This is a genomic window from Pusillibacter faecalis, assembly GCF_018408705.1.
GTDB lineage: Bacteria > Bacillota > Clostridia > Oscillospirales > Oscillospiraceae > Oscillibacter > Oscillibacter faecalis.
Genome location: NZ_AP023421.1, coordinates 269,146 through 291,329, shown reverse-complemented (window position 1 = coordinate 291,329; position 22,184 = coordinate 269,146). Strand labels below are relative to the sequence as shown.

At 50.4% G+C, this 22,184-nt stretch carries 18 protein-coding genes, 4 tRNA genes, 3 rRNA genes and 1 other RNA gene; 21 read left to right on the top strand and 5 right to left on the bottom strand.

Features of this window, described 5'->3' with window-relative positions; all coding sequences use genetic code 11:
• Positions 1–111 precede the first annotated feature (111 nt).
• The 11 genes from KJS55_RS16140 to KJS55_RS16090 all read left to right on the top strand — a co-directional run bounded on the left by KJS55_RS16140 (position 112) and on the right by KJS55_RS16090 (position 8,953).
• Positions 112–951, top strand: coding sequence for a dipicolinate synthase subunit DpsA (locus KJS55_RS16140; RefSeq protein WP_187031789.1), 840 nt, complete (start codon positions 112–114; stop codon positions 949–951).
• A gap of 6 nt (positions 952–957) precedes the next feature.
• Positions 958–1,530, top strand: coding sequence for a dipicolinate synthase subunit B (locus KJS55_RS16135; RefSeq protein ID WP_187031787.1), 573 nt, complete (start codon positions 958–960; stop codon positions 1,528–1,530).
• 323 nt (positions 1,531–1,853) lie between these two features.
• Positions 1,854–3,387, top strand: a 16S ribosomal RNA gene (locus tag KJS55_RS16130).
• A 123-nt stretch (positions 3,388–3,510) separates the two neighbouring features.
• Positions 3,511–3,586 (top strand) — tRNA-Ala (locus tag KJS55_RS16125).
• 3 nt (positions 3,587–3,589) lie between these two features.
• Positions 3,590–3,666: transfer RNA gene (locus KJS55_RS16120), tRNA-Ile, on the top strand.
• A 447-nt stretch (positions 3,667–4,113) separates the two neighbouring features.
• A 23S ribosomal RNA gene (locus KJS55_RS16115) occupies positions 4,114–6,964 on the top strand.
• 148 nt (positions 6,965–7,112) lie between these two features.
• Positions 7,113–7,188, top strand: a tRNA-Lys gene (locus tag KJS55_RS16110).
• Position 7,189: 1 nt separating this feature from the next.
• Positions 7,190–7,264: transfer RNA gene (locus KJS55_RS16105), tRNA-Glu, on the top strand.
• 183 nt (positions 7,265–7,447) lie between these two features.
• A 5S ribosomal RNA gene (gene rrf, locus KJS55_RS16100) occupies positions 7,448–7,563 on the top strand.
• Together the 16S, 23S and 5S rRNA genes with 4 tRNA genes alongside form the textbook arrangement of a ribosomal RNA operon.
• A gap of 114 nt (positions 7,564–7,677) precedes the next feature.
• Positions 7,678–8,391, top strand: a complete 714-nt coding sequence (gene sfsA / locus KJS55_RS16095) for a DNA/RNA nuclease SfsA (protein ID WP_213543864.1) — start codon at positions 7,678–7,680, stop codon at positions 8,389–8,391.
• Positions 8,378–8,953: a manganese efflux pump MntP gene (locus KJS55_RS16090; RefSeq protein ID WP_213543863.1), complete on the top strand. Its 576-nt coding sequence runs from the start codon at positions 8,378–8,380 to the stop codon at positions 8,951–8,953. Before sfsA ends, KJS55_RS16090 begins: the two co-directional genes overlap by 14 nt.
• Before the next feature lie 114 nt (positions 8,954–9,067).
• Here KJS55_RS16090 and KJS55_RS16085 read toward each other — a convergent pair whose 3' ends face one another.
• Entirely contained in the window at positions 9,068–9,589 is a 522-nt protein-coding gene (locus KJS55_RS16085; RefSeq protein WP_187028351.1) for a methylated-DNA--[protein]-cysteine S-methyltransferase, read from the bottom strand.
• A gap of 112 nt (positions 9,590–9,701) precedes the next feature.
• Here KJS55_RS16085 and KJS55_RS16080 point away from each other — a divergent pair, with 112 nt between their 5' ends.
• On the top strand, positions 9,702–10,478 hold the full coding sequence (locus KJS55_RS16080; RefSeq protein ID WP_187028353.1) for a type III pantothenate kinase: 777 nt from the start codon (positions 9,702–9,704) through the stop codon (positions 10,476–10,478).
• Between the two features lie 41 nt (positions 10,479–10,519).
• Here KJS55_RS16080 and KJS55_RS16075 read toward each other — a convergent pair whose 3' ends face one another.
• Together KJS55_RS16075 and KJS55_RS16070 are read right to left on the bottom strand one after the other, a co-directional pair.
• Positions 10,520–11,860 (bottom strand): S-layer homology domain-containing protein, encoded by a 1,341-nt coding sequence (locus tag KJS55_RS16075; RefSeq protein WP_228300592.1) that lies wholly within the window; start codon positions 11,858–11,860, stop codon positions 10,520–10,522.
• A gap of 180 nt (positions 11,861–12,040) precedes the next feature.
• Complete coding sequence (locus KJS55_RS16070; protein WP_187028357.1) at positions 12,041–13,279, bottom strand: 6-phosphofructokinase; 1,239 nt, start codon at positions 13,277–13,279, stop codon at positions 12,041–12,043.
• Between the two features lie 165 nt (positions 13,280–13,444).
• Between KJS55_RS16070 and fba the strand changes: the two genes are divergently transcribed.
• Complete coding sequence (fba, locus tag KJS55_RS16065; protein ID WP_187028359.1) at positions 13,445–14,383, top strand: class II fructose-1,6-bisphosphate aldolase; 939 nt, start codon at positions 13,445–13,447, stop codon at positions 14,381–14,383.
• Positions 14,384–14,478: 95 nt separating this feature from the next.
• Here the strand turns inward: fba and rnpB are convergent.
• Positions 14,479–14,844: RNase P RNA component class A (gene rnpB, locus KJS55_RS16060), an RNA gene on the bottom strand.
• A 204-nt stretch (positions 14,845–15,048) separates the two neighbouring features.
• On the opposite strand from rnpB, the gene KJS55_RS16055 reads away from it, so the two are divergent.
• The 4 genes from KJS55_RS16055 (at position 15,049) to ligA (ending at position 19,555) form a co-directional block, all read left to right on the top strand.
• Positions 15,049–15,249 (top strand): hypothetical protein, encoded by a 201-nt coding sequence (locus KJS55_RS16055; protein WP_228300591.1) that lies wholly within the window; start codon positions 15,049–15,051, stop codon positions 15,247–15,249.
• Positions 15,250–15,435: 186 nt separating this feature from the next.
• Entirely contained in the window at positions 15,436–16,812 is a 1,377-nt protein-coding gene (gene murD, locus KJS55_RS16050; protein ID WP_213543862.1) for a UDP-N-acetylmuramoyl-L-alanine--D-glutamate ligase, read from the top strand.
• Positions 16,813–16,856: 44 nt separating this feature from the next.
• The gene (gene yunB / locus KJS55_RS16045; RefSeq protein WP_213543861.1) at positions 16,857–17,561 is read left to right on the top strand and encodes a sporulation protein YunB; all 705 of its coding nucleotides are present in this window, start codon (positions 16,857–16,859) and stop codon (positions 17,559–17,561) included.
• A 17-nt stretch (positions 17,562–17,578) separates the two neighbouring features.
• Positions 17,579–19,555 carry an NAD-dependent DNA ligase LigA gene (gene ligA / locus KJS55_RS16040; RefSeq protein WP_213543860.1) on the top strand — a complete coding sequence of 659 codons (1,977 nt, stop codon included), beginning with the start codon at positions 17,579–17,581 and terminating at the stop codon, positions 19,553–19,555.
• 35 nt (positions 19,556–19,590) lie between these two features.
• On the opposite strand, the gene KJS55_RS16035 is transcribed toward ligA, so the two are convergent.
• A complete protein-coding gene (locus KJS55_RS16035) occupies positions 19,591–20,073 on the bottom strand; it encodes a manganese catalase family protein (RefSeq protein WP_428846524.1) in 483 nt (160 codons plus the stop codon).
• A gap of 129 nt (positions 20,074–20,202) precedes the next feature.
• Between KJS55_RS16035 and KJS55_RS16030 the strand changes: the two genes are divergently transcribed.
• The 4 genes from KJS55_RS16030 (at position 20,203) to KJS55_RS16015 (ending at position 22,081) form a co-directional block, all read left to right on the top strand.
• Positions 20,203–21,051 (top strand): ParB/RepB/Spo0J family partition protein, encoded by an 849-nt coding sequence (locus KJS55_RS16030; protein ID WP_228300590.1) that lies wholly within the window; start codon positions 20,203–20,205, stop codon positions 21,049–21,051.
• 62 nt (positions 21,052–21,113) lie between these two features.
• Positions 21,114–21,365: a TnpV protein gene (locus KJS55_RS16025; RefSeq protein ID WP_213543857.1), complete on the top strand. Its 252-nt coding sequence runs from the start codon at positions 21,114–21,116 to the stop codon at positions 21,363–21,365.
• A complete protein-coding gene (locus KJS55_RS16020; RefSeq protein ID WP_213543856.1) occupies positions 21,365–21,652 on the top strand; it encodes a DUF6809 family protein in 288 nt (95 codons plus the stop codon). The genes KJS55_RS16025 and KJS55_RS16020 overlap by 1 nt, the downstream gene beginning before the upstream one ends.
• Positions 21,653–21,727: 75 nt before the next feature.
• Positions 21,728–22,081: a replication initiator protein A gene (locus KJS55_RS16015; protein WP_213543855.1), complete on the top strand. Its 354-nt coding sequence runs from the start codon at positions 21,728–21,730 to the stop codon at positions 22,079–22,081.
• Positions 22,082–22,184 lie beyond the last annotated feature (103 nt).

Sequence of the window (22,184 nt, the reverse complement as noted above, 5' to 3'; positions counted from 1 at the left end):
GCAGCACCTCAAATGTCAAGCAATATATTTTCATTTTACCACGGATCACGGGAGGAAGCAATCACCTTACTTACCGCTTAGCCATATCATGAAACGAGGGGGGAGTGATGGATGAAGAGAACCTTTGGAATCATTGGTGGAGATCAGCGTCAGGCGGAACTAGCGAAATTGCTGGCTGCCGAAGGACATGAGGTTTACACATATGGTCTGGACCGCTGGAGTTCTGAACGCTGTACATCTTTGGATCGGGCACTTTCAGCTCCAGTGGTTATTTTACCATTGCCTCTATGTAGAGAAGAAGGTATGTTAAACTGTGATGGTGTTTTGCTGTCTACACAAGAACTTTTCCAGCAACTTCGGCCGGAGCAGCGTGTGCTGGCAGGACAGATTAAACCGCAGCAGCTGCAGGAGGCTGCAAAACGAGGTCTGCTCTTAGAGGACTATTTCCTGCGGGAGGAACTGACAATTGCAAACGCTGCCATGACTGCAGAAGGCGCAATTCAGGTTGCCATGGAGAATTTGGACCGGACTTTACTTAATATGGAGTGTCTTGTCATCGGCTTTGGACGCATTGGCAAGCTGCTGAGCCACCGGCTTCATGGAATTGGGGCAAAGGTCAGTGCTACTGCCCGCAAGAGGGAGGACCTTGCCTGGATTCGAGCTTACGGATGGAGAGCTCTGGACACAGAACATTTGGATGGCCATCTGAGTTCCTATGGTGTGGTATTCAACACGGTCCCATCCCTCGTTCTGAATGAGTATCTTTTGGCACAGCTGCCGGCGGATTGCTTGTGCATTGATTTGGCTTCCTGCCAGGGAATAGATCTGCTGGCAGCGGAAAAACGGAAGCTACCCTATGTATGGGCGAGGGGGCTCCCAGGACATCTTGTACCCCATACAGCGGCGGCCATGATCCGAGACACCATTGACTACATCTTATTGGAGAGGTGAACCTGTGTGAGAAAGGAACGGATCGGATTCGCAGTCTGCGGGTCTTTTTGTACCCACGAGCGGGTTCTGTCAGCACTTGAGAAACTAACAGCAATCTATGAGACAATTATCCCCATTGCATCTGAAAACGCGGCATTTACCGATACGCGGTTCGGCACTTCTGATGATTTGCTGGAGAAATTAGAGGATCTGACGGGGAATGACGTCTTGTGCGACATTCCATCGGTAGAACCAATCGGGCCTAAAAATTTGCTAGATATTCTGGTCATTGCACCGGCAACAGGAAATACCATTGCGAAGTTAGCAGCCGGTATCACAGACACGACTGTGACAATGGCTGCAAAAGCACATTTGCGAAATGGTGGCCCCGTAGTCATCGCTATGGCTAGCAACGATGGACTATCTGCGGGCGCCAGAAATATTGGCGAGCTACTAGCGCGGAAAAATTACTACTTTGTACCTTTTGGACAGGACAACGCTACCGGGAAACCAAGCTCTCTTGTGGCAGACTTTGATCTGCTGCCGGAAACTATAGATGCTGCATTGCAGGGACAACAGCTTCAGCCAATTTTGCTATGATAAACACAAAAAAGCGGGAAAATTTTCCCGCTTTTTTTATATTTGAGACTAAAAACAAAAAATTACTAAAATTTCAAAAAAAGAGTTGACAAAAGGTGGATTATGAGGTATCATAGCACTGTTCCGCCGATAAAGCGGCGTGTACCTTGTAAATTAAACAACGTAACGAACGAAAAGCACCAGACGGACGGTTCGAAAGAACCGACGAAGAGCTCCGGGCTTCGGGTTGAGTCAATTACCGAAGGGACGGAGCAAAAGAATGAAGCTATGGAAATAGCTCTATGAAAGATTAGCTCAAGCCGGAAGGCTTGTGTTGATACGATTTTATAGAGAGTTTGATCCTGGCTCAGGACGAACGCTGGCGGCGTGCTTAACACATGCAAGTCGAACGGAGCACCCCTGAATGAGGTTTCGGCCAAAGGAAGGGAATGCTTAGTGGCGGACTGGTGAGTAACGCGTGAGGAACCTGCCTTTCAGAGGGGGACAACAGTTGGAAACGACTGCTAATACCGCATGACACATGAATGGGGCATCCCATTGATGTCAAAGATTTATCGCTGAAAGATGGCCTCGCGTCCCATTAGCTAGTAGGCGGGGTAACGGCCCACCTAGGCGACGATGGGTAGCCGGACTGAGAGGTTGACCGGCCACATTGGGACTGAGATACGGCCCAGACTCCTACGGGAGGCAGCAGTGGGGAATATTGGGCAATGGACGCAAGTCTGACCCAGCAACGCCGCGTGAAGGAAGAAGGCTTTCGGGTTGTAAACTTCTTTTGTCAGGGAACAGTAGAAGAGGGTACCTGACGAATAAGCCACGGCTAACTACGTGCCAGCAGCCGCGGTAATACGTAGGTGGCAAGCGTTGTCCGGATTTACTGGGTGTAAAGGGCGTGCAGCCGGGCTGGCAAGTCAGGCGTGAAATCCCAGGGCTCAACCCTGGAACTGCGTTTGAAACTGCTGGTCTTGAGTACCGGAGAGGTCATCGGAATTCCTTGTGTAGCGGTGAAATGCGTAGATATAAGGAAGAACACCAGTGGCGAAGGCGGATGACTGGACGGCAACTGACGGTGAGGCGCGAAAGCGTGGGGGAGCAAACAGGATTAGATACCCTGGTAGTCCACGCTGTAAACGATCAATACTAGGTGTGCGGGGGACTGACCCCCCTGCGTGCCGCAGTTAACACAATAAGTATTGCACCTGGGGAGTACGATCGCAAGGTTGAAACTCAAAGGAATTGACGGGGGGCCCGCACAAGCGGTGGATTATGTGGTTTAATTCGAAGCAACGCGAAGAACCTTACCAGGGCTTGACATCCTACTAACGAAGTAGAGATACATTAGGTGCCCTTCGGGGAAAGTAGAGACAGGTGGTGCATGGTTGTCGTCAGCTCGTGTCGTGAGATGTTGGGTTAAGTCCCGCAACGAGCGCAACCCCTATTGTTAGTTGCTACGCAAGAGCACTCTAGCGAGACTGCCGTTGACAAAACGGAGGAAGGTGGGGACGACGTCAAATCATCATGCCCCTTATGTCCTGGGCTACACACGTAATACAATGGCGGTTAACAGAGGGATGCAAATCCGCGAGGAGGAGCGAACCCCCAAAAGCCGTCCCAGTTCGGATCGCAGGCTGCAACCCGCCTGCGTGAAGTCGGAATCGCTAGTAATCGCGGATCAGCATGCCGCGGTGAATACGTTCCCGGGCCTTGTACACACCGCCCGTCACACCATGAGAGTCGGGAACACCCGAAGTCCGTAGCCTAACCGCAAGGGGGGCGCGGCCGAAGGTGGGTTCGATAATTGGGGTGAAGTCGTAACAAGGTAGCCGTATCGGAAGGTGCGGCTGGATCACCTCCTTTCTAAGGAGACCTCAAGTACTGAAAGAAGTGCTTGAAACATCCTGGTCAGCGTTTGGTTTTTAAGAGTTACGTTGTTTAATTTAGAGGGCATACGTCCGAAAGGCGGAGGGGAGCCCGGAGAATGGGGGTTTAGCTCAGCTGGGAGAGCGCCTGCCTTGCAAGCAGGAGGTCAGCGGTTCGAACCCGCTAATCTCCACCAGACGGGCCTGTAGCTCAGCTGGCTAGAGCGTACGACTGATAATCGTAAGGTCGGTGGTTCGAGCCCACTCAGGCCCACCAAGCAAGAGATTTGCTTTTGGATTTGAAGACCCAACTGCGAGGTTGGATCTTCAAATCTGACTGCAAAAGCAGTTAGAGGATTTCTGTTTCAAAGCGACAGTGTGTTTGAAATGGGAAAAGGAGAAAGAACAAAGTGGCGCGAGCTTTGCCGAGAGGGAAAGCAAGTGAAGTGAAGTTTCTTTCGACGATCTGCACCTTGAAAACTGAACAATGTGAATGAAAGTGAAGTAAGGCAACAGAGAGGCGCCATACGGAAGTATGGCACGTGAATTTAATTGTGGAACAACATCTGAAAAGATGAGGGTACAATTACAATTTCAAGAATCTGTGAAGCCTGCATAATTCTTTAAACGAGAACCAAGATTTCTCTGACAACTCGGGCAGAGGCCGCGACTCCCATTCCCAAAGCAAAGTGGAGATGGAGGTAAGCGGACTTTGCGGCGAGCAGGTCAAGCTGGAAAGAGCGCAAGGGGAATGCCTTGGCATCAGGAGCCGAAGAAGGACGTGACAAGCTGCGAAAAGCCTCGGGGAGGAGCAAATATCCATTGATCCGGGGATATCCGAATGGGGCAACCCGGCGGCGCAATACGCCGTCATCCTGCGTTGAATCAAATAGGCGTAGGAAGGGAACCGCCTGAACTGAAACATCTAAGTAGGGCGAGGAAAAGACATCAACCGAGATTCCGCAAGTAGTGGCGAGCGAACGCGGAAGAGGCCAAACCGGGGGGATTTATTCCCCGGGGGTTGCGGACGATCATTTAGCGGAAGTTATCTAGCCGAAGGGTCTGGGAAGGCCCACCACAGAGGGTGAGAGTCCCGTAGGCGAAAGAGAAGGCCGTGAGATCGGATCCAGAGTACCGCCGGACACGTGAAACCCGGTGGGAAACAGGGGGGACCACCCTCCAAGCCTAAATACTACCTGATGACCGATAGAGGAGCAGTACCGTGAGGGAAAGGTGAAAAGGACCCCGGGAGGGGAGTGAAAGAGAACCTGAAACCTTGTGCTTACAAACTGTCAAAGGCCGTTAATGGCTGATGGCGTACTTTTTGTAGAACGGTCCGGCGAGTTATAGTAACGAGCAAGCTTAAGGTATTCAGTACCGGAGGCGAAGCGAGAGCGAGTCTGAATAGGGCGCATGAAGTTCGTTGCCATAGACCCGAAACCGGGTGACCTACCCATGAGCAGGTTGAAGTGGGGGTGAAACCCCATGGAGGACCGAACCGACCCCCGTTGCAATGGTGGCGGATGACTTGTGGGTAGCGGTGAAATTCCAATCGAACTCGGAGATAGCTGGTTCTCCCCGAAATAGCTTTAGGGCTAGCGTTATGTTAGATTACCGGAGGTAAAGCACTGAATGGTTTAGGGGCTGATAAAGTTACCGACGCCTATCAAACTCAGAATGCCGGCTAATTGATGCATAGCAGTCAGACAGTGTGAGATAAGTTTCATTGTCAAAAGGGAAACAGCCCAGACCTACAGCTAAGGTCCCAAATGTATGCTAAGTGGAAAACGATGTGGAGTTGCGAAAACAACCAGGATGTTGGCTTAGAAGCAGCCACTCATTAAAAGAGTGCGTAATAGCTCACTGGTCGAGTGACTCTGCGCGGAAAATATAACGGGGCTAAGCATACAACCGAAGCTTAGGATTGCTAGTAATAGCAGTGGTAGGGGAGCGTTCCATACGGGGCGAAGTCGCAGCGGAAGCAGCGGTGGACTGTATGGAAGTGAGAATGCCGGAATGAGTAGCGAGAATTATGTGGGAATCATAATGGCCGAAAATCTAAGGTTTCTTGGGGAAGGTTCGTCCGCCCAAGGTAAGTCGGGAGCTAAGCTCAGGCCGAAAGGCGTAGGCGATGCACATACGGTAGAAATTCCGTAACCACCGAAACTTAAGCCAGAGGGACACTTTGAGATAGCCGAACCCGGGCGTTGGTTGCCCCGGGCGAAAGGGAGCGAAAATATAGTAGCGAAGTCGGCGATGCTTGGAGGCGAGAAAAGCTCTGGGGGTATGCTAAGGTGCCCGTACCGCAAACCGACACAGGTAGATGAGGAGAGAATCCTAAGGCCAACGGGAGAAGGGTTGTTAAGGAACTCGGCAAGTTGACCCCGTAACTTCGGAATAAGGGGAGCCTCGAAAGAGGCCGCAGAGAATAGGCCCAAGCAACTGTTTACCAAAAACACAGGTCTATGCTAAATCGAAAGATGACGTATATGGGCTGACGCCTGCCCGGTGCCGGAAGGTTAAGAGGAGATGTCAGGCCGCAAGGCCGAAGCATTGAATTGAAGCCCCGGTAAACGGCGGCCGTAACTATAACGGTCCTAAGGTAGCGAAATTCCTTGTCAGGTAAGTTCTGACCCGCACGAAAGGCGTAATGATTTGGGCACTGTCTCAACAGCCCGCCCGGCGAAATTGTAGTACTGGTGAAGATACCAGTTACCCGCAACTAGACGGAAAGACCCCATGGAGCTTTACTGCAGCTTAATACTGGAATTCGGTAATTCATGTACAGGATAGGTGGGAGACAGAGAAGCCCGGGCGTCAGCTCGGGTGGAGTCGCCGGTGGGATACCACTCTTGGATTGCTGGATTTCTAACCTGCGGCCGTGAATCCGGTCGGGGGACACTGTTAGGCGGGCAGTTTGACTGGGGGCGGTCGCCTCCTAAAAGGTAACGGAGGCGCTCAAAGGTTGGCTCAGCACGGACGGAAATCGTGCAGTGAGTGTAAACGTATAAGCCAGCCTAACTGCGAGACCGACGGGTCGAGCAGTAACGAAAGTTGGAGTTAGTGATCCGGTGGTATGTGAGTGGAAATGCCATCGCTCAACGGATAAAAGCTACCCTGGGGATAACAGGCTGATCTCCCCCAAGCGTCCACAGCGACGGGGAGGTTTGGCACCTCGATGTCGGCTCGTCACATCCTGGGGCTGAATTCGGTCCCAAGGGTTCGGCTGTTCGCCGATTAAAGTGGCACGCGAGCTGGGTTCAGAACGTCGTGAGACAGTTCGGTCCCTATCTGTTGCGGGCGTAAGAGATTTGAAGGGAGCTGTCCTTAGTACGAGAGGACCGGGATGGACGTACCTCTGGTGCACCAGTTGTTCTGCCAAGGGCATAGCTGGGTAGCTAAGTACGGACGAGATAAACGCTGAAAGCATCTAAGCGTGAAACTCCCCCTAAGATGAGATCTCTCACCTCGAAAGAGGGTAAGGGCCCAGGAAGACTACCTGGTTGATAGGCCGGAGGTGGAAGCGCAGTAATGTGTGGAGCTGACCGGTACTAATAGCCCGAGGGCTTGACCTACGAAAGAAGAAGCAGGCGGCCTGAAAGAATAAGTAAGACACATTGTTCAGTTTTGAGGGTGCAGACGCGCACACCTCGGACAGAAAGAGAGGAGCTGGAGAGCTTGTGAAAGCTTTCTTTGCATACTTTCTTTCTCGAAAGAAAGTATGCACCTTTAGCTCAGTTGGTAGAGCAACTGACTCTTAATCAGTGGGTCCCCGGTTCGAGTCCGTGAAGGTGCACCATGGCCCGTTGGTCAAGTGGTTAAGACAGCGGCCTCTCACGCCGTTAACATCGGTTCGAATCCGGTACGGGTCACCATGTCAAAGCAAGCTGCGGACCACAGGCTTCCGCGCAAGCGCGAAAGCTGGTTCCCTCCGCTGCTTTTCCTTTCCGAATCGCAAATGTTGCACTGGTTTGCGGCTTGGGGATAGAAATCTCTTGACAAAAGAGTGCGAACAGTGTATAATATAGTTTGTTTTCCGGGCTAACCGGATGACATAAGTTGGTGCTGATTAGGGCGAGGGTCCACCCGTTCCCATTCCGAACACGGTAGTTAAGCTCGTCTCTGCCGACAATACTTGGCTGGCGACGGCCTGGAAAAATAGGTAGTGCCAACATCTTTCCCCCGACAGGAAAACTGTCGGGGGGTACTTTTTTACCTATAGAATTTTATATTGTCTTTTGACTACTTGATTGATTACTCAGATAGTTTGTGAGGGGAGGGATAGACTGTGCATTATCAAGCCGTAACGACAGGCTACTTTTTAAGTAGGCCAAATCGTTTCATTGCTCAGGTGGAGACAGCGGAGGGCATTCAAACTGTTCATGTGAAGAATACCGGTCGCTGCCGGGAATTATTAATTCCTGGTGCGTTAGTATTCTTGGAGCAAAACATGAATCCGTCCAGAAAAACCCAGTTTGATTTAATTGCAGTTCAAAAAGGCAAAAGGCTTATCAATATGGACGCACAAGCCCCTAACAAGGTTTTTGCTGAGTGGGTAGAGAATGGAGGCTTTTTAGAGGGAATAACAGCAGTTCGCAGCGAATACCGATATGGAGCTTCACGGCTGGACTTTTGTCTCGAGACGCCCAAAGGACGACATTTTGTTGAGGTGAAAGGTGTTACACTGGAGGAGGGGGGCTTTGCCCGTTTTCCAGATGCACCTACAGAGCGTGGAGTCAAGCACATTCAGGAACTTCAAAAAGCAGTAGAGGCAGGGCTGGATGCGACCCTGTTCTTTGTGGTGCAAATGGAACATATTAAGAGTGTTGCGCCCAATGATGACACACACTTAGCTTTTGGGAAGGCACTTCGAACTGCCGCTGCAGCTGGGGTTCATATTCTGGCTTATGACTGCACTGTAACGCCTAACAGTATTGCAATCCGGAATTCAGTTCCAGTCATCCTATCAGCAAAGGAGATACATAATCATGAGCTTTCTTGAATTGCTTTTAATTGGTGTTGGACTATCAATGGATGCTTTTGCTGTTGCCATTTGCCAGGGACTCTGTATGCCTAAGCTAAACTGGCGCTATACTACGGAGATTGCCATCTTCTTTGGCGGTTTTCAGGCATTGATGCCTTTTTTGGGTTGGGCATTAGGTTCTCAGTTTGCAGGTTACATTCAGAACATTGATCATTGGGTGGCCTTTGCCTTGTTGGGGATCATTGGGGGGCATATGATTCGAGATGCTTTGGCTCCAGAAGAGGAAGAGGTTGCGTGCGCGGTTGCACAAAGGCTGGACCATAAGCGGCTATTTCTGATGGCGATTGCCACAAGCATTGATGCGCTGGCAATCGGTGTAACCTTTGCTTTTTTAGATGTAAATATTGTTCCCGCAATTTCTGTCATTGGCTGTACAACATTTTGCCTGTCCTTTGTAGGAGTCATTGTGGGGAACTTCTTTGGTGCCAGATATAAAAGGCGGGCGGAGTTGTCCGGAGGTGCCATTCTGATTCTTCTAGGTATTAAAATCTTGATGGAGCATCTTGGCATTATAGGATAAGGGTATACCTGGTTTATTGTGGACCGTGGAAATCCACGGCCTGTGAGAATAGGGTATTGAAAACGTACTGTGAAATGCTATCTGCGGTAATCTGGTTTACCGAGTGATGGATCTTTATAAAGCGGTTCCTCGCTTCGGGAGATACAGCTTTGTCATATCCGCCCCTTCCAGCTCCAATAAGAAATACTTTCGTCCCACACCGCCAGCATAGCCAGTCAGACTGCCATTGCTTCCAACAACTCTGTGGCAGGGGATCAGTATGGAGATGGGATTATGACCAACCGCACCGCCTACCGCTTGCGCCGCAGCAGAGATTCCCTGCGCCCGGAGCTGATCAGCCAATGCACCATAGGTAGAAGTTTCCCCATAGGGAATTTCCAGCAGTAGCTTCCAAACTGCTCTTTGAAAGGGGCTGCCCTGAGGCGCGAGAGGTGGCATGGCAGGCAGTGGTGCCTTTTCCCAATAGGCGGAAAGCCACTCCTGGGTCTGCTGAAAGACCGGCAATTCTGGCTGAACATCAAAGTCCAGTGTAGTGGGAAAATATTTTTGCGACTCCATCCAGAGACCTGTGAGCGATTGTCCATCAGCCGCTAAAACTAAATTTCCAATCGGAGAACCGATCCATGTTTGATACATATCTCAGCACCTTCCTTTCACTTTTAGTATAGCGGTTTTCAGTGGGGCTTGCAAGACCGGATAAGACGTGATACGATAGAATGAGAAAAAATCTGAAAGGGGAGAGGGGACTTTGCTGCTTGCTGTTGATATCGGAAACTCCACCACTTCCATAGGTGTGTTTGACCGGAATCAAAATTTGCGCCTTTTAGCTTCTGTGAATACAGACAGCCGCAAAACTGCTGATCAGATTAGCATTGATCTTATGAACCTCTTTGCACTCTATCATTTTGACTATAGTTCGATTAGTGGGGCAATCTTGTGCAGTGTGGTTCCACCTCTGAATTTTATGATGGAAAAGGCACTGGGGCGCCTGCTTGGAAAACCACCCATGGTGGTTGGACCTGGTGTCAAAACAGGACTCAATATCCGTTTAACGGTTCAGAGCGAGATGGGAGCGGATATTGTCGCAGATGCGGTAGCCGCACTGGAAAAATTCCCTCCTCCGATCATTACCATTGATATGGGGACAGCTACCACCATCAGCGTGATTTCTGAGTGGAGAACCTATGAGGGTGGATTGTTGCTGCCAGGTGTCAATATCTCTTTGGAGGCGCTCAGCCACCGTACTGCCCAGTTGCCGGCCGTTTCGCTGCAATATCCAAAAGCGTTGATTGGCAAGACGACGGTAGAATGTATGCGATCCGGTATCGTCTACGGCACAGCAGGAATGCTGGATGGTATCATTGACCGGATTCGGGATGAGTTTTCGGGCCAGACTGTCAGTGTGGTAGCGACTGGCGGCAATGCACCGGTGATTGTTAAGTACACACGGAATCCCATTGTATATGATAAATATTTGTTGATGGACGGATTGTGGACCATTTACCAAAAAAATCGGCAGATATAATGGAAGACCGGCGTGAGGGAAAGCCCTCATGCCGGTCTTTATTATGCCTGATAACCAAATTGCTTCAACACACTCACGACACTTCCGTTTCGGAAATCCATCCCGATACGGTCCATCAGCCGCAGGGAGGAGGGATCGCCTTGACGGACTTGGGCTATACCGTCTTTTGTGGTCAGCGAAACCTTGCAGCCAAGCCGGCTGGTGACGGCCTCGGACATAGCGTTAAACTTTCCTCGCGGATAGGTGAATACCTGGGGACGGACGCCGACCTCCTTTTCAATCAGATCCAGGATTGCTTTTGTATCATTGCCCAATGTTCGCACATAATGGGACCAGCTTTCAGAAGCAATCTTCAAAACCCCAAGACGGCCACCCTGTGCAGTGTGATCACTGTGCAAAGATTTCGTATGCGCCTGAAATGAGAGCAGGCCGCTCTTGGCCATTTCACGCACCTCGTCCCAGCTCATTCCCCAGTCGGCATACTGGATGGCGTCACCGATGAGAGAAATTTCTGCTTTCATACCGAGCTCCTGTAGGATCGGATAGATATAGGTGTAATTGGAATGATAGCCATCGTCAATGCTAATGACAATCGGCTTTGAAGGGAGAGGTGTCCCTTGCTCGACATAATTAATGATCTCAGAGAAAAAGACTGTGTGAAAGCCTGCGTCCTTCAGCTCCTGCATTTGCTTTTTGAAGAGTTCCGGCGTCTTGGAATACCCATGCCCCAAATAGGACACGTCATGATACATCAAAACTGGGATTTGAATCTTTGGGCCAGATACCAGTTCTTCTTGTAGCAGGCTGCGGGATAACAGTGCAGCAGCGGCGGCCCGGGTTAGTCCGGATTTGGGCAGAAAAGTACCGTCAGCATAGCCGCTGATCAAGCCCAGTTTAACAGCGGCCTGTACATAGGGAAGACGGCTAGACGTAATATCATTCTCATCCTGAAAATGGATAGCCTCACTCGTCCCAACCGCTTCCGGGAAAAAGGCATTTACCAAAAGCTGCGCGGCAAATTCCCGAGTGATAGGGGCTGATGGTTCGTTCCACTCATCCTCGTTAAACCAACCGAAATATTGACCGTAGGCAATTGCGGGGGCAGACCAGTTTGCCCCGGATTCCAGACTGCGGTCATCCAATCCGCTGGCCCGGCATACCATGGATAAAAATGCCTGCTTGCTGACTAGTTCTTCTGGATGAAAAAGACCTCCACTGCCCTGCAAAATTCCTTGAGCAGTCATTTTGGCAATCTCTGTGTAAGCCCAATGGTTTTTGGGAACATCCTGGAATTCCACGGCAGAAGCCGAAGGAAGCACCGAAAAGCACAGGAGTAGCACCAAGATGAATAGAGACGAGCATCTAAATATCCGGGGAATCATGTTGCTATCAACCTCACTTTAACTCTTTTGTCAGAGAGATAGATATTTTGAAATAATAACAGGAAAAAAGGCGCCTGTCAACCGAAGGTGGTTACAAACTAAGAACAGTATGTGACAAATTCGGACATCATATCTGTGAAAGAAAAAGGAAAAGAGCGGTGTTTACCGCTCTTTTCATAATTACTTTACCAAAATCTTTTTGAGCTTTGCGAAGCGAGGAAGGGAGTCTTGCTTGGGAAGCTGAGGTTCACCTTGAATCAGAGGAAGAACATAGTCAATGAAAGGCTTCTCCACGCCATTGTGGGTGGCGTTGATCCACTCCAAAGGAACTTTCTTCTCCGTATTTGCTACCTCGGTCAGACTCAGTAGCTTGGTTCGACAGACATATTGCCCCTGCTCATAGGACCGCTCAAAGCCCACCATTTTATCTGTAATGCCGTGCACCGCGTTTTCTACAGCGGCTTTACCGGACATATAGGACTCCTCAATATCTGTCTCAGAGGCCAGATGTGCGCCGCAGCGCTGCAGCAGACTCAGTTCAATGCCGCGGACCTTGGCGCCGGTTCTCTCCTTGACCACCTGAGCCAACAGGGAGGCAAGTCCGCCCAGCTGCGCATGACCGAAGCCGTCTGTAGCAGAGGTCTTTGCCTCAGATACAAAGGAACCGTCGGCATAGTGAATTCCCTCAGACACTGCCACCATGCAATTCCCTTTCTCCTGATAAATACGCTCCACGTCTGCCAGAAATTGCTCCATGTCGAAGTCTACCTCAGGAAGGTAAATCAGATCAGGGCCTGCACCATAGGCTGTGGCAAGACCAGCAGCACCAGCCAGCCAGCCAGCGTGGCGGCCCATAATCTCAATAATGCAAACCATGCCAGTGTCATATACCCGAGCATCCTGGTAAACCTCCATGCAGGAGGTTGCAATATATTTGGCAGCGGAAGCGAATCCGGGGCAATGGTCTGTTCCGAAGAGGTCGTTGTCAATGGTTTTCGGAACTCCCATGACGCGGCACTCGTAACCGACTTTCTGCATATATTTACTGATCTTATTGCAGGTATCCATAGAGTCGTTGCCGCCATTATAGAAGAAATAGCGGACATCATATTTTTTGAAGATTTCCAGGATACGCTTGTAATCTGTATCATCTACATCCGGATCGGCCATTTTATACCGGCAGGAGCCAAGTGCAGAAGAGGGCGTATATTTCAGAAGCTCTAATTCAGCGGGATCTTCCTGCCCCATATCAAACAGGCGGTCATTCAGAACACCTTTAATGCCGTGCTCAGCACCTAGGACACGGGTAATGCTGGGATTTCCTAATGCGGTATCAATGACACCATAGACACTGGCATTGATCACGGAAGTGGGGCCGCCGGATTGACCAACAATGCATGCGCCTTTCAGCTCATTCATGGAAAAAGTCCTCCTCAACTCTATATAGATTCCAGTGCGATTATCATATCATTGAAAAAAAGAATTGTAAATACTTGCAATTTATTTTTTTTGTGATATTATCATATCAGAAAATCGTTTTCCTTCACATACTAATGGCAAACAAATTATTAAGGAGATGATCTGATGCCACTCGTCACAACAACTGAGATGTTTAAGAAGGCCTATAACGGCGGCTATGCGATCGGTGCCTTTAACGTCAATAACATGGAGATTGTTCAGGGAATCACCGAGGCCGCCAAAGAACTGGAGGCCCCGCTTATTTTGCAGGTATCCAAAGGGGCCCGTGCCTATGCTAACCACACATATCTGATGAAGCTGGTGGAGGCAGCCGTAATTGAGACTGGGCTGCCCATCTGCCTGCACCTGGACCATGGCGACAGTTTTGAACTGTGCAAGAGCTGTATTGACGGCGGCTTTACCTCTGTGATGATTGACGCATCCAGCAAGCCCTTTGCTGAGAATATTGAGATCACAAAGAAGGTTGTTGAGTATGCGCATGACCACGGCGTGGTGGTAGAGGCGGAGCTGGGCACCTTGGCAGGCATTGAGGATGAGGTACAGGTCTCCGCCGAGGATTCCTCCTACACGCATCCTGAGGAGGTTGAGGAGTTCGTCTCCAAAACCGGCTGCGACTCTTTGGCTATTGCAATCGGCACCAGCCACGGCGCTTATAAATTTAAACCCGGTACCAAGCCGCAGCTGCGCTTTGACGTGTTGGACGAGGTGGTGAAGCGGCTTCCCGGTTTCCCCATTGTGCTTCACGGGTCTTCCTCTGTTCCGCAGGAGTTTGTTGAGAAAATCAACAAGTTTGGCGGTAATATGCCCGGAGCGATTGGCGTGCCGGAGGATCAGCTGCGCCAAGCTGCCCGCAGCGCCGTGTGCAAGATCAATATTGACTCGGACCTGCGCCTTGCCATGACAGCTACCATCCGGGAGTACTTTGCAGAGCATCCTGGAGACTTTGATCCTCGGCAGTACCTGAAGCCTGCCCGGCAGGCCATCAAAGAGATGGTTGCCCACAAGATTGTGGATGTTCTGGGCTGTGACCACAAGGCATTCTAAAGATAACTCTCAAAAGAAAAGGCGTTTTTGCGCCTTTTCTTTTCTATATCAGAAAGAAGGCCCCGCCTGCGGGATTCCGCAAGCGGGGCCATATCACTGCGAGCAAAACTGTAAGCCGGGTTCTGTATTTGACAGTCATCTATCTAGGCGTATCGTTGCCGGTACGCTCAAGCCACCCCGGGAGCAGCCGGGCCAGCCTCTATGCTCCCATACCGGTGTTGCTCCGGATAGAGTTTACAGCGACGGACAGTTCCCAGCCGTCGGGTGCGCTCTTACCGCACCTTTCCACCCTTACTGGCAGACACCGGCCTCAGCCAGCCATTTACCAGCGGTATATCTCTGTTGCACTTTTCCTGAAGTCGCCTTCGGCGGGCGTTACCCGTTATCCTTGCCCTATGGAGCCCGGACTTTCCTCATGAAGAGGCCTTTCGGCCAAACCACGCGACTGTCTGTTTTCCTCGCCGGTTTATTGTACAGGAAGGAGAAAAAGTTGTCAACATTCTTTCAGGAGGATTTCAAAAGATCGTACAATTTTATCTTTTGCTGTTATAGACAAATCACGATTTAGAGGAATGATCATATTTTGTGCGAAGATTTTTTCCAAGAACTTCAAGAATATGCAAGAAATACTTCTCATATTGAGAGCATAATTATTGTAGGCTCTTATGCCAGAGCAACAAACTGAATATTACGGTGCTTGTACTTCTATTCGTGTGTGGTACGAGGATGGAAGAGAAGTTGAATTTGGAATTGTAGAACCGCCATGGATTTCAATGCCTTTAGATAATGGGACTTATCGAGTATTATCTGATGGATATAAAATTATCATAGATAAAAAACGATATTTTACAGATCTAAAATCATAAAATTCCAATTTATCGAGTGGTTGCTATCTACGACCTCCTTCCATTAGGAGTTATTGATATCCTGAGTTATTCCAAAAGGCAAAAGGAAGTACCACTTTCCCGTGTTGTATTTTTTAGGCATCTGCGGTATAATGATCAGTATGATATTTTCCGCCTTCAGGCGGACGGGACATAAGGAGCACTTCTATGAAATTGAAGGAGTATCTGGATTCTCTGAGAGGAAAGACTGTGGCAGTGATTGGAATTGGCGTGTCTAACCAGCCGCTGATTGATGTACTGCTGTCCCATGGGATTGAAGTTACTGCTTGTGACAGGAAAAGCAGGGAAGAGCTGGGCGTTCTCGGAGATACACTGACATCCAAAGGTGCCAAACTGCGCCTGGGGGCAGATTATTTACAGAATCTGAGGGAGGATATTATCTTTCGCACTCCTGGAATGCGACCGGATCTTCCAGAACTGCAAGCAGCCATTGCGAATGGAAGCCGTTTGACCAGCGAGATGGAGATTTTTTTTGAAATCTGTCCTTGTCCTATCATTGCGGTAACAGGCAGCGACGGGAAAACCACCACCACGACCATGATTGCAGAGTTGCTTCGCCGCGCTGGAAAGACCGTCCATCTTGGGGGCAATATTGGCCACCCACTCCTGGCAGAAGCGGGAGACATACATCCGGAGGATATCGCTGTTTTGGAACTGAGTTCCTTCCAGTTGATGACCATGACGCGCAGCCCCCACATTGCCGTTATTACGAATCTAGCGCCGAATCATCTGGATGTTCACCGGAATTTCGCGGAGTATATTGCTGCAAAGGAAAATATCTTTACACACCAAATGACAAAGGATATTGCTGTTTTTAACGCAGATAATACAATAACTGCGGAGGAAGCATGTAGGGCTTTGGGGCGGACGCGCCTGTTTTCCAGAAAACATGAAGTGAAGGATGGTGTGTTTCTTCGTGGAGAGGCCATCATTGCCCGCTCCCGTGGCCAGGAGCGTCAGATCATGACAACCAACCACATTAAGCTCCCAGGTGTTCACAACGTGGAGAACTATCTGGCTGCTATTTCCGTTGTAGACGGCATGGTGCCCGATGAGATTATTCAGGATTTTGCTGGAACGTTTCAGGGCGTTGAGCACCGGATTGAACTGATTCGTACACGCAAGGGTGTCCGCTGGTATAATGACTCCATTGCCTCCAGCCCCAGCCGTACCATTGCCGGACTGAACTCTTTCCATCAAAAGGTGATTCTGATTGCTGGCGGTAAGGACAAAGGCATCTCTTATGAGAGCCTGGGGCCTGTGATCAACGAGAGAGTAAAGCTGTTGCTGCTGTGCGGTGCCACTGCAGGAGTCATCCGCCAATCCGTGGAACAGGCCGCCAACTATAATGGGCTGGAAATTTTGGATGTAGAGGACTATCAAGAGGCAGTCTCCTTGGCAGACAGCCATTCCAGGGAGGGGGATGTGGTGATCCTCTCTCCAGCCAGTACCTCCTTTGATCGCTTTGCCAACTTCATGGACCGAGGCAAGACTTTTAAGAACATTGTCAACCAACTGCCATAAGGCCAACCCTCCGCCGCATAAGATGCGGGAGGGAGGTGGAACCCATGCGTCCCGGCTTTTTTTATTACCGCCGCCATACGGATCGGAGGAATCTGCTGAGAGTTCTTCTGCTTTTTGCTATATCTGGAATTGTAGCGTTACTACTGGTTGCCGCTGTTCAGATGCGGCCTCTTTTGAGCAGCTTAGCAACCACAAAGGTCTCTAATGCCGTGACGAGCATTGTGTCGGAGGCAGTTTATGAGGCTATTGAGAACGGAGAATTGCAGTATGACGGGCTTGTGACATTTGAAAAGGATAATGAGGGGAAAATTACCGCTGTCCACAGTAATATGGCAGCGTTCAACCACCTGCAGGCAGAAATTCTTCATACAGTTTTGAACCGGATTGATCATGTATCCACAAGAGATTTATCCATACCCATCGGAAGTCTGACTGGTTCCGCGCTTTTAGCTGGACGCGGTCCCCGTATTACAGTCAGAATGGAGTCCGTTGGATCATCAGAGGCCAACTTTCACAATGCGTTCACCTCTGCCGGCATCAACCAGACTAAGCACCAGATCATATTAACAGTTGATGTATCTGTGAGTATTTTGCTGCCTGGTTTCACCACTGCAACAGAGGTATCCAACTCCTTCATTGTAGCTGAGACTGTCATCGTTGGTGCGGTACCGGATACCTATACCTCGTTCACAACAGAGTCTGACACCTATTTGGAGGATACAAAAGACTATATTTTAAACAAGAACTGATACGAAAGGCAGATATCATGGACTACCGCGAGAGAATCAAGCAACTGCGAGATATTTTGAATGAAAACGGGTATCGATATTATGTATTGGATGCACCCACTATGAGCGATCGGGAGTACGACCTGCTCAACCGGGAATTGGAGGAGCTGGAATCTCAGCACCCAGAGGAGGTCACTCCGGATTCTCCGACCCAGCGCATTGGCGGAAAGCTGCTGAAAGGCTTTTCCACCTATACCCACGAGGTACCTCTGGAGAGCCTGCAAGATGTCTTTGATGCCGGTGAAGTCACTGATTTCTGCCAGCGCATGGAAGAGGCCCTGGGTGATCGCGCGATCTATTCCGTGGAGCCGAAAGTGGATGGACTCTCTGTTGCACTAGAGTATAGGGATGGGGTCTTTTATCAGGGCGCAACCCGGGGCGATGGACGTGTCGGTGAGGATGTAACGGAAAACCTTAAGACCATTCGCTCTATCCCCATGGTTTTGCCGGAGCGGCTGCCGCGACTCATTGTCCGGGGTGAAGTTTTCATGTCTCGTTCGGTATTTGAGCAGATTAACACCCGCCGCGAGTTGGAGGGGAAAGCACTGATGGCCAATCCCAGAAATGCGGCGGCCGGTTCCCTGCGTCAGTTGAATCCCAAGGTCTGCGCGGAGCGACGGTTAGATATTCAGATTTTTAATCTTCAGCTGGCAGAGGGGAGAGAGTTCTCCACCCACGCGGAAACACTGGAATATCTTACTACTCAGAGATTCAAAGTCATTCCCTACAAGGTTCTCTCAAAGACAGCGGAGGTCCAGGCAGAGATTGACCGCATCAACGACCAACGGCTGGAGTACCCCTTTGACATTGACGGAGCGGTTATTAAGGTTAATTCCTTGATAGAACGTGGAATACTTGGCTCTACTGCGAAGTGCCCCAAGTGGGCGGTGGCCTTTAAATATCCGCCGGAGAAAAAAAACGCTCAGGTTTTAGATATTGCCGTCCAGGTGGGCCGCACCGGAGTCCTAACACCAAAGGCACAGCTGACACCGGTACGTTTAGCGGGAACCACGGTCACAAGTGCGACGCTTCACAATCAGAACTATATTGCGGAGAAGGATATCCGTATCGGCGATACTGTCATGGTGCAGAAGGCTGGGGAGATCATTCCGGAAATCGTCGAAGTGCTCTTTGAAAGACGGCCTAGCGGTACAGTCCCTTACACGCTCCCCAGGGTTTGCCCTGTCTGCGGAGCACAGGTGGTCCAGGATGAGGATGGAGTGGCTCTACGGTGTACCGGCGCAGAGTGCCCGGCCCAGCTTCTGAGAAATCTTACGCATTTTGCCAGTCGGGATGCGATGGATATTGAGGGGCTTGGCCCCGCAGTGGTGCAGCAGCTGGTAGAAAACGATCTGGTGCATACTGCGGCGGATCTGTATGGCCTCCAAGCTCCGGAGATCGCTAAGCTGGACCGGATGGGAAAGAAGTCTGCTGAAAATCTGATCCGTGCGATAGCAAATTCCCGCTCCAACGATCTCAGCCGACTGATCTATGGTCTTGGCATTCGGCAGGTGGGAGAGAAGGCTGCCAAGGTTTTGGCTTTGCATTTCAAAACCTTTGACGCGCTTTCCGCCGCTACCGTGGAAGAGCTGACAGAGATCAACGACGTGGGTGCAGTGACGGCACAGTGTATTGTGGAGTATTTGGCGCAGCCCCAGGCACAGGATCTGATTCGCCGACTGAGAGAGGCGGGCGTCAATATGAAGAGCACAACAGAGCTGGTAGACCAGCGTTTTTCTGGCATGACGTTTGTACTCACGGGGACTCTTACGCAGTTTGACCGCAAAATGGCAGAGGATTTGATTGAGAAGCGGGGGGGAAAAGCCGCTGGCTCTGTCAGTAAAAAGACCACCTATGTAGTGGCGGGTGAGGCTGCGGGCAGCAAACTGCAAAAGGCGGAGGAGCTTGGAATTCCGGTGCTGACAGAAGAAGAGTTTGCCCGGATGCTGGAATAAAATAAAGTGCCGTGGCAACAGCCACGGCACTTTTGTTATTTGTCGAAAGAGGGGTTGACAAAATAGACGTTTTTCTCGTCCATTTTATCCTTGGCCAGTCGCAGGCCTTCGCCAAACCGCTGGAAGTGGACGATCTCTCTGGCCCTGAGAAATTTGATGACATCGTTTACATCCGGATCATCGGAGAGGCGCAAGATATTATCATAGGTGACTCGAGCCTTTTGCTCTGCCGCCAGATCTTCTGTAAGGTCGGCGATCAGGTCGCCCTTCACCGCCATGCTGGCGGCGCTCCAGGGGAAGCCAGACGCAGCAGTGGGATAAACACCGGCAGTCCGGTCTACAAAATAGGTGTCAAAGCCCGCAGTGCGGATCTGTTCCTCAGTCAGATTTCGGGTGAGCTGGTGTACAATCGCACCAATCATCTCCAGGTGCCCTAATTCCTCAGTACCTGCCGTGGATGGGCAATGGAGGGGCGCGTCCGAATCCCTTGCAGCGCAAGGCTTTGCGGCGTCGAACAGCGTCGAAACGGCGAATGTGCAAAAACCGGGATGGCTGTGTGAGCTGGAGTTGGACGATCACCGCCGTGGATGGGACAGGCACTATCATGTAGACGTGCTGGCGGCACTTCCGGAAGGAGGTGGGTTGCTGTGAAGGAGTTTGTGCAGCTGCTTTCGCCGGACAAGCTGATGCCTTTTTCGAAACATCCCTTTCAGGTGCGGGAGGACGAATCGTTGGAGGAACTGATGGAGAGCATCCGATGCTACGGCGTGTTGTCGCCCTTGCTGGCTCGCCCAAAAGGGGAGGTGTATGAGTTGGTCAGCGTCCACCGGCGGCGTCTGGCGGCTTCTAAGCTGGGTTTGGAGGCTGTTCCGGTGTTAGTGCGGGAAATGTCCGACGATGAAGCTGTGATCCTGATGGTGGATAGCAATCTGCAAAGGGAGCATCTGCTGCCCAGTGAGAAGGCCTTTGCTTATAAGATGAAGCTGGAGGCTATCAATCGGCAAAAGGGTAGACCGAAGTCGGGACAAGTTGTCCCAGATTATCACGGGAAAAGGTCAACAGAAGTTTTGGGCGAAGTAATCGGAGAAAGCTATAAGCAAGTACAACGCTATATCCGTCTTACAAACCTTGTCCCTCCGCTTCTGAAACTGGTAGACGAAGGCCGCATTGCCTTTTCTCCTGCTGTGGAGCTGTCCTATCTGACAAAGGAGGAGCAGGCAGAACTGTGGGACTTGATCGAACAGGAGGATGCCACGCCGTCCCTGTCTCAGGCCATCCGTATGAAGCAGCTGTCCCGCATGGCCAAGCTGACACCGGAGGCGATCTTCGCCATCCTTTCCGAGGAAAAGCCCAATCAAAAGGAGCAGGTCCGTATCAAAACGGAGTCGCTGAAAAAGTATTTTCCCAGCCATTACAGCACGCAGCAGATGGAAAAGGCCATCCTGAAGCTGTTGGAGGACCGCTACCGCAGCAAACACCATGGGCAGGAGCGGTAGTTTCGTACACTGGTGCTATACAGACGTGCCCCTTACACTGAGAGCAGAAAGGGGCGAAGTGTATGGAAGCATTGGAACCTGAGATTTTTCAAAACGGCATTTGGTACAAGCTGTGCGGCGAGCAGTATTATCCCTGTCTGCTGCCTCCAGAACCGGAGAACACGGAGGAAGATCTTCTGGAACTGATTATTCAGCAGATGACAAAGGCGCAAGGGATTGACGAGAATTTGAAGGAGCGAGATCCTCTGGCATGGGTAGGAGCAATGAACAACATCAAAAGCGCCGCCCAGGAGTTCTTCAGAGAGGAAACGTGATGGGGGAGTACGACTACATGATGGCCCTCTGGTCACAGTTCTGTCCAATGCGATCAGAGGACGAAATCTCCGAAAAGCTATATCGGAAACTCCGGGACACGCTTCCAAAGCACCAGCGAAAGCAGCTTCTGCGGCTCATGGACAGCACAAATGCCCACCATGAAACGGTTTCTCTGGAGAGCTTCATTGCAGGCTTTCAACTGGCAGCAGGAATTGCCAGAGAAACCACCCGCAGCCCGTATTCCTTTGCTGAAGCGGAGGAGGCACGGGCATGCAAACGAGAGTAAAACACATCATTATCAAGCAGCGGAGAACAGGTAGAAAGCCTGTTCTCCGCTACTTTTTTGTTAGGAGGAAGGTCTATGGATTTTTTCTATGGCGATCAGTCAGAGTTCTTTTCATTCTACCGTATCCCAAAACTATTAATTACCGACAAACGTTTCAAAAATCTTTCCTGTGAAGCAAAATTACTATACGGACTTTTGATCGACAGAATGTCCCTGTCTAAAAAGAATGAATGGATGGATAAGCAGAGGAGGATTTATATCTACTACACGATCGAAAACATCATGGAGGATTTAGGCTGCGGCCACGAAAAGGCCGGTAAGCTGTTGGCAGACTTAGAGCGGTATCATCTGCTGCACAGAGTCAGACAAGGACTATGCAAACCGGATCGACTGTATCCGCTTTCTTTTATCAAAATCCCGGACATCTGAAAATCAGACCTCCGGAAATCCGAAATTCAGATGCCAATAAGACTGATAGGAGTTAGCTTAAAAATAGTAGTAACGATATAATACCTGGCCGAAAAAGAAAATA

Excerpts from the sequence above, each read along its gene's own strand:
- KJS55_RS16140 (WP_187031789.1), top strand. The coding sequence starts at position 112 with ATGAAGAGAACCTTTGGAATCATTGGTGGAGATCAGCGTCAGGCGGAA.
- KJS55_RS16090 (WP_213543863.1), top strand. The coding sequence starts at position 8,378 with ATGAGCTTTCTTGAATTGCTTTTAATTGGTGTTGGACTATCAATGGAT.
- KJS55_RS16085 (WP_187028351.1), bottom strand. The coding sequence starts at position 9,589 with ATGTATCAAACATGGATCGGTTCTCCGATTGGAAATTTAGTTTTAGCG.
- KJS55_RS16075 (WP_228300592.1), bottom strand. The coding sequence starts at position 11,860 with ATGATTCCCCGGATATTTAGATGCTCGTCTCTATTCATCTTGGTGCTA.
- KJS55_RS16070 (WP_187028357.1), bottom strand. The coding sequence starts at position 13,279 with ATGAATGAGCTGAAAGGCGCATGCATTGTTGGTCAATCCGGCGGCCCC.
- fba (WP_187028359.1), top strand. The coding sequence starts at position 13,445 with ATGCCACTCGTCACAACAACTGAGATGTTTAAGAAGGCCTATAACGGC.
- KJS55_RS16055 (WP_228300591.1), top strand. The coding sequence starts at position 15,049 with ATGCCAGAGCAACAAACTGAATATTACGGTGCTTGTACTTCTATTCGT.
- murD (WP_213543862.1), top strand. The coding sequence starts at position 15,436 with ATGAAATTGAAGGAGTATCTGGATTCTCTGAGAGGAAAGACTGTGGCA.
- yunB (WP_213543861.1), top strand. The coding sequence starts at position 16,857 with ATGCGTCCCGGCTTTTTTTATTACCGCCGCCATACGGATCGGAGGAAT.
- ligA (WP_213543860.1), top strand. The coding sequence starts at position 17,579 with ATGGACTACCGCGAGAGAATCAAGCAACTGCGAGATATTTTGAATGAA.
- KJS55_RS16025 (WP_213543857.1), top strand. The coding sequence starts at position 21,114 with ATGGAAGCATTGGAACCTGAGATTTTTCAAAACGGCATTTGGTACAAG.
- KJS55_RS16020 (WP_213543856.1), top strand. The coding sequence starts at position 21,365 with ATGGGGGAGTACGACTACATGATGGCCCTCTGGTCACAGTTCTGTCCA.
- KJS55_RS16015 (WP_213543855.1), top strand. The coding sequence starts at position 21,728 with ATGGATTTTTTCTATGGCGATCAGTCAGAGTTCTTTTCATTCTACCGT.